Source organism: Shewanella oncorhynchi (assembly GCF_030848765.1).
Classification (GTDB): domain Bacteria; phylum Pseudomonadota; class Gammaproteobacteria; order Enterobacterales; family Shewanellaceae; genus Shewanella; species Shewanella oncorhynchi.
The window spans coordinates 4,146,448-4,158,461 of the sequence record NZ_CP132914.1; the positions used below are offsets into that span (position 1 = coordinate 4,146,448).

The window sequence follows — 12,014 nt, forward strand, 5'->3', positions numbered from 1 at the left end:
CTAAGTAAATCAAATGATAATAGTTATCGTTAATTATTAATGGTATAGGGTACGTAATCCCGGCTAAATGCGATAAAAACAAGCTAATGACAGCATTAGTAGATCAGTCCAGCCGAACAGTGTGTATGAAGATAAACGAGGAAATAGGATGAAATGAATTGATATGCACAGTTTCGCGAGCGACAAAAACACAAAAGGCAGATCTTAAGATCTGCCTTTTGCTGTTCATCGCCAGAGTGATGTTTTCAGAACGCTTTGAACGCTCCCTTACGATCACACTTGCTTGATAAGACAAGGTTAAACGAATGAGTGTTACTCTTCGTCGAAATCATCTTCATCAAGATCTTCGGCATCAGTCGCCGCTTCAGCCGCTAATGCTGCGGCTAATTTTGCTTTAGCTTGTTTCTCTGAGCGACGTTTATTGCGCTCAGTTAACGTGCCTAAAAACACTTGTAATTCAGTTAAGCCCCACGCTTGCGCTTCGGCTTCAGTCGCAAAGCCATCGTGGCTCTTAGACACAACTGTTTTAGTTGATGTCATGCGACGAGTGATTTCAGTTTTCCAACCGTTGTCGCCCTGTGTCACGCGAAAATCGTATTTTTTGCCCTTGCTCATTCTGCTCTATTTCCTAAATGATGCTTGTCACGTTTGTCTTATCAAGCGAACCAAACGCTCATCATAAAACAAAAGGAGCGCAGTGTACTTGATTTCGGCCCAGAAAGATCGCCCAGATGAAAATATTCATGCCAGTTTCATCGACTCGCTCAGTGGAGTCAATGCTCACATCTAAAGCAACACTGTGCATATATCCCGACCGTCCTCTGTCGAAGGCAGTTTATCGCAAGCTAGCGTGCCTTAGATAATCGTCGTGCAAACGGTATATATTCTTGTTTATGTCATACAAATAGGCTTTTTCAGTCACATTAACACTTTAGAGTTTCTGATTAATATTAATAATTTACATCATTACTCATAGGTAAATCTGATGAAACTACACCCTATTTCGTTGCTCTCACTCGGCCTGTTAATTGCCACGAGCGCTTTATTAGCCGGTTGCAATAATGACGATGATAACGCCGCAGTCACGCCACCCACCAGCAAATCCGTTCCTGCTCAAGTGGGAGAAAGACCCTTATTCCTCGTACGTCAAATGCAAGACAGCACACTTAAAACCCGCTTAGAACAATGCACCACTGATAGTTTTTATCGCAGCGAATTTTCCATAGGTCACCGTGGCGCGCCAATGAAATTCCCTGAGCATACAAAGGAATCCTACCAAGCGGCTATCGATTCGGGCGCAGGCATAGTCGAGTGTGATGTCACCTTCACCGCCGATAAAGCTTTAGTTTGCCGCCACTCACAGTGCGATCTTGCCAGCACGACCAACATTTTAGCCATACCCGAACTTGCCAATAAATGTTCGAGCCCATTCACTCCTGCTGATGCCGCCAATGGCGTCAGCGCATCGGCAACCTGTTGCACTAGCGATATCACCCTCGCCGAATTTAAAACTCTCAAGGGTAAGATGGAAGGCAGCAATCCGAAAGCGACCACTGCGGCCGAATTCATCAATGGCACCCCAAGTTGGCGCACCGATCTCTACGCTGGCAATGGCACCTTGATGACCCACGCTGAAAGTATTGAAATGTTTAAAAAAGCCGGTGTGAAGATGACGCCTGAGCTAAAAGCGGCGAGCGTATCTATGCCCTTCGATGGCTTTACTCAGCAGGATTACGCGCAAAAAATGTTAGATGAATACACGGCGGCGGGCGTCGATGTTTCGCAAGTATTCCCCCAGTCATTTATTTTGGATGACATCAAATACTGGGTCGCCAACGCACCTGAATTTGCGAAGCAAGCCGTGTTTCTCGATGACAGATACGATTATAACAGCGCCTTTGATCCGCAGAACTCTGCCACTTGGTCACCATCAATGGCGGATTTAAAGACCCAAGGCGTCGAAATTATTGCGCCGCCACTCTGGGTATTAGTCGCCTTAGATGCGGATAAGAAAATCATTCCTTCGGAATACGCTAAGGCCGCTAAAGGCGCTGGGCTTAAGATCATCACTTGGTCGCTGGAGCGATCTGGTTTATTAAAAAATGGCGGCGGCTTTTACTATCAAAGCATTACCGAAGCGATAGATAACGAAGGCGATACCTTTGAATTACTTGATGTACTTGCGAAAGATGTCGGCGTGATTGGAGTGTTCTCCGACTGGCCCGCTACTGTGACTTACTATGCTAACTGTATGGATTTATAAGTCATCGATATAGAAAACAAAAAATGCGTTAACGATTCATCGTTAACGCATTTTTTTTATTGCGAAAATAATCTATATCTCGCCGCGAGCTATTTAAACAGGTGCTGGATATTCTTTAAATCGCCCTTACCTTCGGCAATTTCTTCAGGCGTTAAACCTGTGACTTCGTGCGGGAAAACTAACCAGTCTTCAGAGGCATGAATGTAATAGTCGGGTTTTAAAGGCACTGCGGTATTTTTTGGCTTGTAATAAGGGCAAGCGATACGGATATCGGTTGGCATATTTAGGCGCATCAGTTGGCTGAGTTTTTCTTTTAATGCATGAATACTACGGCCAGAGTCAAACACGTCATCCACAATCAACAAACCGTCACTCGCGTTCGCATTTTCAACGATGTAATGCAGGCCATGAACTTTGATTTCTTTGCTTTGTTTGTCGGTGCCAATCCCATAATAGGAAGAAGTACGCACGGCAATGTGATCGGTTTCAACTTGTTTAAAGTCGAAAAATTCCTGTACCGCGATCCCGATTGGAGCACCGCCACGCCAAATACCCACGATAAATTGCGGACGAAAGCCACTCTCATACACTTGCGAAGCTAATAAAAATGAATCTTCCAGCAATTGCTGCGCGGTAACAAAATACTTTTCTGACATGACACAGTCCCCATCACATTGATTTTATTCTTAGGTCGTTAAAGCAAAAGCTTATGACCCCTGTAAGGTCTGTTCGGCGGGTAAAGGTTCCCAAAACACTAGAACAGCTTTGCCTTAGCAAGTGTAGGCAGCCGCCGAATTTTGGGAGCGAATTTTATACCAAAAAAATGCGATGTGCTGCAGTAATAGTAAGAACTTGCGTGACAACAGACATTTATTTTGCCTTTTAAAGCCAAAAGCAACAAAAAGGCCACCCTAAGGTGGCCGATAAACAAGCGAACAATACCGCATTAAACGATAGGCGTAATCACATGCTCGCCTACTTTTGTCTTAGCACTATAACCACGGGCCGTTGCAACTTGGAAATCCTTCGACAAAATGGTATCCACATAATGCCAGTCGCTGCGCACCTCATCAGCGGTAAAGGTGAGCGTCATAAAGCCTCGGTCTTTTAAGTTAGCGTACTTAAGATCTGGCACTAACTCGACGATTGCCGCCTCGGTCGCGGGGATCTGTTCCGCAGGGAGATTCAAATAATATTCAAGGCCTGGCGATGATACTGAGCTGGTCGCAAACTCCACCCCAACGGTATCGCCATTCACGTCTTTAAGCTCGTTTGCCCATGCATTATGGGTGTCACCCGCGATCACAACTAGATTGAGATTTTTCGATTTAGCCGTACCTAAAATCACTTCACGCTCATAGGCATAACCATCCCAAGCATCTAAGTTGTACGGGATTGCAGGTAATTGCAGCAGTGCGATAACTTCTGGCGTGAGTAAAGCTTGATTGGCTTGAAGATATTGCAGCTCTTGGGCAGTCAGCGTGGGATCATTTGCCGCCGCACGGGCCGCTAACTTAGCTAAAGCCCCTAACATGGCAAATTGGGGAATGCTCATCTGCTGAGTGGCAATCGCCGCCGGCAATGACATCTTACCCATTAATACCTGCTGTCCCAGTACCTGCCACTTGCCTGTCGACTGTAGCAATGTGCCCTGTAGCCATAATAATTGCGTCAGCCCCAGCATAGTGCGAGTGGTCGAAGTGACATCGGCAAGGAAACGCTCTCCAGCAAACGAGCCTGTGGTAGGATCCATATAATCGGCATAATCGAGCTGTTTATCACGGGCTAATACGCGAGTATCCAGCATATGCAGATCGACGAGATTGCCGTAACTGAAGCTGCGGTAAATCTCTTCATGGTTCCCTTCACGCCATGGGCGAATCGGCAACCACTCGAAATAAGCTTGTAGTGCCGCTTCTTTACGAACGGCAAAATCCCCTTCGCCTTCGTTGTGATTCTCGGCACTATCACGCCAAGTATCATTGGCCACTTCATGATCATCCCACACTGTAATAAAAGGCACTTTCGCGTGTAACTTTTGCAGACTCGCATCGGTATGGTACTGACCATGGCGAGTGCGGTAATCACTCAACGTCAGCAACTCATTGGCGGGTAACACTTCACGCCCCAATTCGGCAGCATGCTCACTGGCATAACCACCGCGGGCATATTCATAGATGTAATCGCCTAAATGCACCACAGCATCTAAATCATCCTGCGCCGCCGCTAACTCATAGACGTTAAAATAACCGGCAGGAAAGTTAGCACAGGACATCACGGCTAATTTGACTGAGCTAACGTCACCCTCAGGCAGAGTGCGGGTTTTACCCACAACTGAGGTTTTATCACCCGTCATAAAGCGATAAAAGTAGGTTTGCCCGGCACGTAAACCGCGGGCATCAATCTTAACCGTGTAGTCACGGCTCGCATTAGTGACAGTCTCACCTGTGGTCACTAATTGACTAAAGGCCGCATCGCTTGCCACTTGCCAACTCACTTTTACATCGCCCTCAGACTCAGGCGTGACACGGGTCCAGAGGATCACGGCATCGACTGCCGGATCGCCACTGGCAATTCCATGTAAAAATTGCGCGGGTACAGAATTATCATCATTACTATCACTACAGCCCATCAAGCCGTAAGAGATCACAGCAACACCAACACCTTTGGCCGACATAGCCAAAAAATCACGACGAGTTACGGTACGATTCATTATTATTATTCCTTGTTAGATAAGGCTTCACTGGTATGAGGTCTAATAAGACCACGATTGTGAGATATCACTGTTACATATTTGTGACATCTTTGTCAGCCTTTTATGATATCTATCAATTCAAACACTTATACTGGATAGCGTACTTTATTTGTGCAGGACTGGCGTAGGTTACAGAGAAGCTGCTAACATCGGTGCAGGCTAACGCAGCGTGTTAAATGCACGCCTAAGAATGGCAAGAAAAGGAATTTAACAATGAAAGTCAGCGATATTATGAGTGATCAAGTCATCTGCATCAGCGATGGCGCCAGTTTGAAAGATGCCCACCATCTGATGCAAACCCGTGGCGTACGCCACTTACCCGTGATTTCTGAAATTGATGGCACCCTCGTTGGCGTACTCACCCATAAAAAGATGATCGCCAGCGTGATGACTATGTTGAACAAGTACGGCCAAGGCGCGCTCGAGCGCAAGGAACGATACACGCCGATCACAACTGTGATGGATAAAGACTATCAGCATCTCACCGCCGACGAGCCCTTAACTGTGGTGGTTGAATATTTTATCGAGAACAAACTTGGTTGCCTGCCCGTCGTCGATGTCGATAAAAAGGTACTCGGTATCGTCACTTCATCGGACTTTATTAAGCTGTGCCGTACCCTGCTGCAAGAGCAAGCGTAACGTTTTACGCTCCTTTTCTTCTATGTCAGCCTTTTACTACGTAAAGGCTGACGCTGTCTTTTTTATAAACTGTGTTTTCTATAAAAAGAAAGGATTCCCTTGGCTAAATTACTCTCACAAGAACAATTTATTCGCGCCTATGAATGCGCAGAATTAGGCTGTATTGCCAATCAACAACTACTCGCCAAATTACTCGCCGATCCCGATTATGACGCTTTACACGAATACAGCGCCTACTTTGGCAAAGCGGCGACGCAAATCACCTGTATCAGTGACTTACAAAGTATGGAGGAATTGCATTTTGTCGCGGGGAACTTGAATTGGGACGATCATGACCCAAACATGGTCAGGGCGATTATCGAACATCCACTCTGCGATGCAGGTACCGCCTTATTACTCTACTGGTACGGACAAGGCTTTTATTACTCCACGCCGGAGACGCTCGACACACCTTTTGGACAGCTATTCAAAACCATAACCGATAGATTTGTTGCGCGCGGCTATGCCAGTTATAAAATCCATTTTGACCCGATTAAAGAATGTTTCATGCCCTCATTAGAAGACGTTCTTACTAGAGGATGCCAAATTCCAGGGACTATTTTTGCCCCTTATAGCACTATGGAAATCGAAACTGATGAAGGGCACCCAAGGTATCTACAATTTAAAAATGAACTACTGAAATCGGGCAAATGGGGCAACCAATAAGTGCTGACCTTTTGATATCAGAACAGTTTAAGCTGGGGTTACTGGCGGAATACGCGTAAAACGCTGCCAGCGACCCGAGCGCCAACGCTGCACCATAATCAATCCACGCACCCATTCATCTGCCGCGACGGCAAGCCAAGCAGCCAACACGCCATAACCTAAATGCAAGCCAAAGAACCAAGCAAAAAATACCCCAATACCCCACATACTAAAGAGGCCTACCCGCACAGGGAACGCCACATCACCCGCGCCTTTTAAGGCCGAAATAATCACCAGATTAAACACCCGCCCCGTTTCGAGCGCGATTGAACCTGCCAGTAATAACGCCGTCAGTTGGATGACTTCTTCGTTCTCACTCAACCAGCCGACAATAACGAATCGCTGCCAATAGAAGACTAATACTATGGTCAGTGAAGCCACAAAGCCCACCAAACAGTAACGCTGCACCCGAGTAGTGATTTCATCGAACCATTGTTTACCCACATAGTATCCGGTCTGAATTTGCGTCGCCTGCCCGAGTGCTACCGCAAAACAATAGATAAAACGGCTAATATTCAAGCCATAGGTGTAGGCCGTGAGCGATAAAGTACCCATCTGGCTGATAAAGTAGATGATGGTCATCTGAGCAACATTGTAAGACAGCATCTCGCCAGCATTGAGCAGGCCAATACGCATCACACTCCAATAAGTGCTGCGCGGTAAAAGCTTAAGTCGTTGCAGTGGCAGCGGAATTTGCTTATGCCGGATCACCATCAGCATGATACACGCACCGATGATCTGGCTGGTTACTGTCGATATCGCCACCCCTGTTACCCCATAAACAGGTAAACCAAAGGGTGAATACAGGGCAATATAATTACCGATCACGTTCATTAAGCCCGTGCTCGAGGTGACTAACATGGCCGAGCGGGTAAAACCGTAACTACGCAAAATAGCGGCGAAGGCAATGTTCATCACTAGCCCTATGCTCAAGCTGCCGCAAATCACTAAATAGTCATATCCAAAACCAGCCACATCGTGCTCAAGCGCAAATAAGCCGATAATGCCCTTAGCACCAAAGAACATAGATGCGCCCATGACCAAGGCTAATACCAAACTCAATACGACACTCGCCACCCCGATATCGACAGCCTGCTGCGGTTGGCCTGCCCCATTGCTTTGGCTAATCAAAATACTTGCGCCCGTACTCACCATCATGGACATGACCATCATGAAGAACATCAGTTGAGTCGTGAGTCCCACCGCGGCAACCGCATTATCGGAATAATGGCTCAGCATAAAGATATCGCTGATCCCAAGCAGAGATTGCAACAAGGTCTCGATAAAAATCGGCCACGTCAGGGCAACTATGCCCATGCGCTGTTGCAATGTTTTGGGTGCTTTTGCCACGAAAGATTCCTGCAAATAGAGAACGAATAACGAGTGTGATCGCTGGCTCAATGTGTCGCTCAAACAGCATCTTGGCAACCTATATTTTAGCCAAGAGACTGAAACCCACTTTCACAAATAGACATCAAAGTGCTATCGAACGCACAATTAGGCGGACATTTAAGCGCATTAAGCCTGACAGTCAATTAAGTTGGTAATTTTCTTACAAGACACACTACAACTCAATCTGTAATAGTGAAAAAGATGCCGACTGCAACCGTATTCATTACTAAGTTAATATCAAAGTTAATTTCCGCAATCATGATAGAGCTCATGGCTGAGTGTGAATCTAGGCTACCAATTCAATTAAGCTGCCGATAAACTCAGCCCATTGCAGAACAGCCGAGCGCACTAAAAATTGAGGGAGTATTAAATGAGCCAACTCTATTTAGAAGAGGGAATTAAACAATTGGTTAGCGAGTTTATCGCGGCGGGTTGCCCATCGGTGCGAGAGCAAACCATTGAGCAACGTAGGCAAGGTTATATCGCCAGCACTGTACTCGCGGGTGAGCCTGAAGAGGTGTTCGAGGTTAGATCTATTTCCATCGATGGCGCAGAATTAACTCTGTTCAAACCCTCGGCGGCAAACAATTTACCTATCGTCATTTACTACCATGGTGGCTGTTTTGTCAGTGGCGGCGTTGAAACCCATAATCAACAACTGCGAAAACTCGCCAATGATTCTGGCGCACTGGTGATCGCCGTTCGCTATCGCCTCGCCCCAGAACATGTTTATCCCGCTGCCCACGACGATGCCTGCCATGCAGCAGAAGTCATCTATCAACATTGCCACCAATGGGGCGGTGATAGCACCAATATCACCCTAATGGGCGACAGCGCTGGCGGCCATTTAGCCCTAGTCACTTGCCTGCGTTTAAAAGCCAAAGGGCAATGGTTGCCACACAAACAAGTGCTTATCTATCCTATGCTCGATGCCACCGCGAAGAGCCAAAGCTATAGCGACAATGGCGAGAAATACATCATCACCCGCGATACCTTGCTAACAGGTTTCGATCTGTATTTAGATTGGCACCCCAGAACCGATGCAGAAGCCAGTCCACTACGCCGTGATGACTTAGCAGGCTTACCAGAAACCCATATCATCACCGCCGAATTCGATCCACTCGTCGATGAAGGTGAACAGCTATTTAGGAATCTATTAGAGGCTGGCGTAAATGCCCACTGCCGTCGTTATCTTGGCGTCATCCATGGTTTCTTCCAACTCTCGGGCGTGAGCCGTTCCGCTCGGGATGCCATGGTGCAAGTGAGTAATATTGTGAAGACAGCCTAACGTCATACTTGATGATTAATTCATTCATAAAAAAGGCTTTCTATCTAGATAGAAAGCCTTTTTTAATCGTTTGATATTCAGATTTAAACGGTTTTCTTTCGATACGCCAAGAACAACAAAACTATACCTACGGCTAAAAACGGTAAGCTCAGAAGTTGTCCCGCACTTAAGAAAGTTTCAGAGTAAGCCGCTTGGCTAACTTTAATCGACTCAATCGCAATTCGCGCACTAAACACCGACACCAGAAACAGACCGAAAATAGCCCCATGTCTTTGTTTAATCTGCGTGTATTGATACAAAGCATACAGACCAATAAAGATAGCTAAATAAGCGAAAGCCTCATAGAGCTGTGCTGGATGTCTTGGCAACATGTCGACACGGGCAAATATAATGCCCCAAGGTTGAGTCGTAGGATCGCCTAAAATCTCTGAGTTGGCGAAGTTTGCCATACGCACAAAAAAGCCAAAAATGGCAGTGGCGATAGCGAGTCTGTCCAACAAAAACAGGAAGGGTAGCTTCACTTTACGTTGGTAATAATACAAGGCCAGAATCGCGCCTAAACCACCACCATGGCTAGCGAGTCCGCCTTCCCAAATCGCCAAGATCTTAAGCGGATGAGCAAAGTAATAAGTCGGATCGTAGAACATACAATGGGCCAAACGCGCGCCCACAATAATGCCAACCACACAATAAATCAGTAAATTATCAAGGGACTCAAGATCGAGATTTTCCTTGATATAAATCTGCTTCATCACCTGAAAACCAGCAGTAATAGCAACAGCAAACAGGACTCCATACCAATGTATTTTTAGTCCCATAAACGAGATTAATACAGGATCGAGCTCCCACACTAAGTGTTCCAAATTCAATTACTCCATAACACTTGGTACATAGAGGTACGCCAAAAAGCATGTTTTACGTGGTTAAACGCCAATAGACAAGCCTTGTCGCGGGGATATCTTACTATTGAGTCAAATTTAATGACTCAGAGCGACCTTGGTTTAGCCGAATGAGGCAATGTCAGCCAAGTTACTATTTAACGAATCAACTGGCTAAATTTAACTGACTTTAGCGCCCCCCCTAACGGCTCAGACGTTGGATGATGCCACTATGCTGTGGATATTGGGCTAACAAAGTTTGTTGGTTAAACAGCTCAAAATCATCAAAGGTAAAACCAGGCGATACCATACAGCCCACTAATGAAAAACCATCTTGATTCATGGCTGAACCAAAGATACAGCCCTTAGGGACTAAAAACTGTGGTCGCTCGCCCGTAGCTAAATTAAGCCCCAATTGCGCCGTCGTTAGCACCCCATTAGGATCAATCATGTAAATCGTCAGTGATTGCCCCGCATGGAAATACCACATTTCATCAGCTGTCAGACGATGGAAATGGGAAACCTCTCCCGTACGCAGCAAAAAATAGATACTGCTCCATAATGCCCGAGTCTGATCAAATGCCGTTTCTGAACGATAGGATGAGCGGTAATAACCGCCTTCAACATGCTGCTCTAGCGCTAAATGTTCAATAAAATCATCTGCAGTATGCATTATAAATCCCTGTGTAAAATTAAAACCACAATTAAGGCCCTAGATTCTACTCGAAAATCATCTGTCCACTAAATACCGCAATGAAGCTTTTTGAACATAAGCACAAACGCTAAAGTTCAAGACATCACGACTGACTCGATACGATCGCAAGGCTTAGGTTTTAAGCCTCAACAGGGATACAACTCTGCGCCATCGAACGCTCTGATGCCTTGGTAAAATCGCGACGACAAATAAATTGTACGGCATATTGTTAGGGTTTGTTGTTACCCACAAAAGCGGCTAAATTGTAATGAGTTCGCAGGATGCATTCGCGGCTAAAGCGCCAAAGAGTAGTTTATCTATGATAACTTGGACACGCGGACTTAAGGTTGGGTGATTTTCCACAGGGATTTTAATCAATGATCAAAATAGAAGAAATGGCTTTAGTCCTTGATGCACTTCCTGATCCTACTTTTGTTCTGTCAAAAAGTGGTAAATACATTGCCGTCTTCGGTGGTAAAGATGACCGTTATTACCACGATGGTAGTGGTCTAATTGGCTTGTATCTTAGCGATGTGTTAAAGGCTGATAAACTCAAATACTTTTTACAGGTTATCGAAAGTGCATTAACCAGCCGAAAATTACTGATCGAAGAATATGAATTGAGCAATAAAGATGTCAAAGGCTTACCCGATATAGGCCCAGAACAACCCATTTGGTTTGAGGGACGCATTCAAGCACTAGACTTTCTGGTTGATGATGAGCCAGTGGTGCTTTGGGTCGCCAGTAATATTTCCAAGCGGCATGAGCTTGAACTGCAACTACGTCAGCTCAGCGATACCGATCAACTGACAGGGCTTTATAACCGTCGCCGCTTAGAACGTGATTTAACCTTCCAATTCGATATATTTCAGCGCCACCGTATTCCCACCTCAATCTTGATCCTCGATTTAGACCACTTAAAGTCCATCAATGATCAGTTGGGTCACTATGCAGGCGATCAAATCATCATCGCAGTTGCCGAAACCTGCCGAACTCAATTTAGAAAAACCGATAGCGCGTATCGTTTTGGTGGCGATGAATTTGTGATTGCCCTACCTGGGGTAGAGCATTCGCAAGCGGTTGAATTTGCAGAATACCTCTGCGATTGCTTTTACACTGAACTGCAAAAATATGCGGTCAATGGCTTGTTTGCCACCGTAAGCATTGGAGTCGCCTCTATCGAACCATTGGATAAGTCCTATGAAGAAACGCTTAAGCGGGCCGATGCCGCCTTGTATCAAGCTAAACGTAACGGTAAAAATCGAGTTATATCAAATACAGCCTAAGCGGGCTGAACATTTCAAACAACACATAGCAATAACAAGCGCCCTTAATAAGTGATAGCCACAAGTGCTCATAAG

11 protein-coding genes are annotated in these 12,014 nt (G+C 45.7%); 5 read left to right on the forward strand and 6 right to left on the reverse strand.

Features of this window, described 5'->3' with window-relative positions; translation table 11 throughout:
• Positions 1–312: 312 nt before the first annotated feature.
• Entirely contained in the window at positions 313–615 is a 303-nt protein-coding gene (locus tag RA178_RS18410) for a DUF3622 domain-containing protein (protein WP_105250177.1), read from the reverse strand.
• Between the two features lie 370 nt (positions 616–985).
• On the opposite strand from RA178_RS18410, the gene RA178_RS18415 reads away from it, so the two are divergent.
• On the forward strand, positions 986–2,263 hold the full coding sequence (locus tag RA178_RS18415) for a glycerophosphodiester phosphodiesterase family protein (RefSeq protein WP_306683234.1): 1,278 nt from the start codon (positions 986–988) through the stop codon (positions 2,261–2,263).
• Between the two features lie 89 nt (positions 2,264–2,352).
• Here RA178_RS18415 and RA178_RS18420 read toward each other — a convergent pair whose 3' ends face one another.
• Positions 2,353–2,919: a phosphoribosyltransferase gene (locus RA178_RS18420; protein WP_028759331.1), complete on the reverse strand. Its 567-nt coding sequence runs from the start codon at positions 2,917–2,919 to the stop codon at positions 2,353–2,355.
• A 290-nt stretch (positions 2,920–3,209) separates the two neighbouring features.
• The gene (locus RA178_RS18425; protein ID WP_263139624.1) at positions 3,210–4,976 is read right to left on the reverse strand and encodes an alkaline phosphatase D family protein; all 1,767 of its coding nucleotides are present in this window, start codon (positions 4,974–4,976) and stop codon (positions 3,210–3,212) included.
• A 255-nt stretch (positions 4,977–5,231) separates the two neighbouring features.
• Between RA178_RS18425 and RA178_RS18430 the strand changes: the two genes are divergently transcribed.
• Both RA178_RS18430 and RA178_RS18435 read left to right on the forward strand, forming a co-directional pair.
• Entirely contained in the window at positions 5,232–5,657 is a 426-nt protein-coding gene (locus tag RA178_RS18430; protein ID WP_263161466.1) for a CBS domain-containing protein, read from the forward strand.
• 99 nt (positions 5,658–5,756) lie between these two features.
• Positions 5,757–6,362, forward strand: coding sequence for a DUF4274 domain-containing protein (locus tag RA178_RS18435; protein WP_306683240.1), 606 nt, complete (start codon positions 5,757–5,759; stop codon positions 6,360–6,362).
• A gap of 27 nt (positions 6,363–6,389) precedes the next feature.
• Here RA178_RS18435 and RA178_RS18440 read toward each other — a convergent pair whose 3' ends face one another.
• Positions 6,390–7,751 (reverse strand): MATE family efflux transporter, encoded by a 1,362-nt coding sequence (locus RA178_RS18440; RefSeq protein WP_306683241.1) that lies wholly within the window; start codon positions 7,749–7,751, stop codon positions 6,390–6,392.
• A gap of 412 nt (positions 7,752–8,163) precedes the next feature.
• Here RA178_RS18440 and RA178_RS18445 point away from each other — a divergent pair, with 412 nt between their 5' ends.
• On the forward strand, positions 8,164–9,081 hold the full coding sequence (locus RA178_RS18445; RefSeq protein WP_306683242.1) for an alpha/beta hydrolase: 918 nt from the start codon (positions 8,164–8,166) through the stop codon (positions 9,079–9,081).
• 83 nt (positions 9,082–9,164) lie between these two features.
• Here RA178_RS18445 and lgt read toward each other — a convergent pair whose 3' ends face one another.
• Complete coding sequence (gene lgt, locus RA178_RS18450; RefSeq protein ID WP_306685427.1) at positions 9,165–9,944, reverse strand: prolipoprotein diacylglyceryl transferase; 780 nt, start codon at positions 9,942–9,944, stop codon at positions 9,165–9,167.
• A 217-nt stretch (positions 9,945–10,161) separates the two neighbouring features.
• Positions 10,162–10,632 carry a cupin domain-containing protein gene (locus tag RA178_RS18455; protein ID WP_306683244.1) on the reverse strand — a complete coding sequence of 157 codons (471 nt, stop codon included), beginning with the start codon at positions 10,630–10,632 and terminating at the stop codon, positions 10,162–10,164.
• A gap of 398 nt (positions 10,633–11,030) precedes the next feature.
• Here RA178_RS18455 and RA178_RS18460 point away from each other — a divergent pair, with 398 nt between their 5' ends.
• Entirely contained in the window at positions 11,031–11,939 is a 909-nt protein-coding gene (locus RA178_RS18460; protein WP_105250186.1) for a GGDEF domain-containing protein, read from the forward strand.
• The last annotated feature ends 75 nt before the right edge of the window (positions 11,940–12,014 follow it).

What these genes read in the sequence shown, in the direction of transcription:
- RA178_RS18430 (WP_263161466.1), top strand. Translation starts at nt 5,232, where the DNA reads ATGAAAGTCAGCGATATTATGAGTGATCAAGTCATCTGCATCAGCGAT.
- RA178_RS18410 (WP_105250177.1), bottom strand. Translation starts at nt 615, where the DNA reads ATGAGCAAGGGCAAAAAATACGATTTTCGCGTGACACAGGGCGACAAC.
- RA178_RS18445 (WP_306683242.1), top strand. Translation starts at nt 8,164, where the DNA reads ATGAGCCAACTCTATTTAGAAGAGGGAATTAAACAATTGGTTAGCGAG.
- RA178_RS18460 (WP_105250186.1), top strand. Translation starts at nt 11,031, where the DNA reads ATGATCAAAATAGAAGAAATGGCTTTAGTCCTTGATGCACTTCCTGAT.
- RA178_RS18420 (WP_028759331.1), bottom strand. Translation starts at nt 2,919, where the DNA reads ATGTCAGAAAAGTATTTTGTTACCGCGCAGCAATTGCTGGAAGATTCA.
- RA178_RS18455 (WP_306683244.1), bottom strand. Translation starts at nt 10,632, where the DNA reads ATGCATACTGCAGATGATTTTATTGAACATTTAGCGCTAGAGCAGCAT.
- RA178_RS18415 (WP_306683234.1), top strand. Translation starts at nt 986, where the DNA reads ATGAAACTACACCCTATTTCGTTGCTCTCACTCGGCCTGTTAATTGCC.
- RA178_RS18425 (WP_263139624.1), bottom strand. Translation starts at nt 4,976, where the DNA reads ATGAATCGTACCGTAACTCGTCGTGATTTTTTGGCTATGTCGGCCAAA.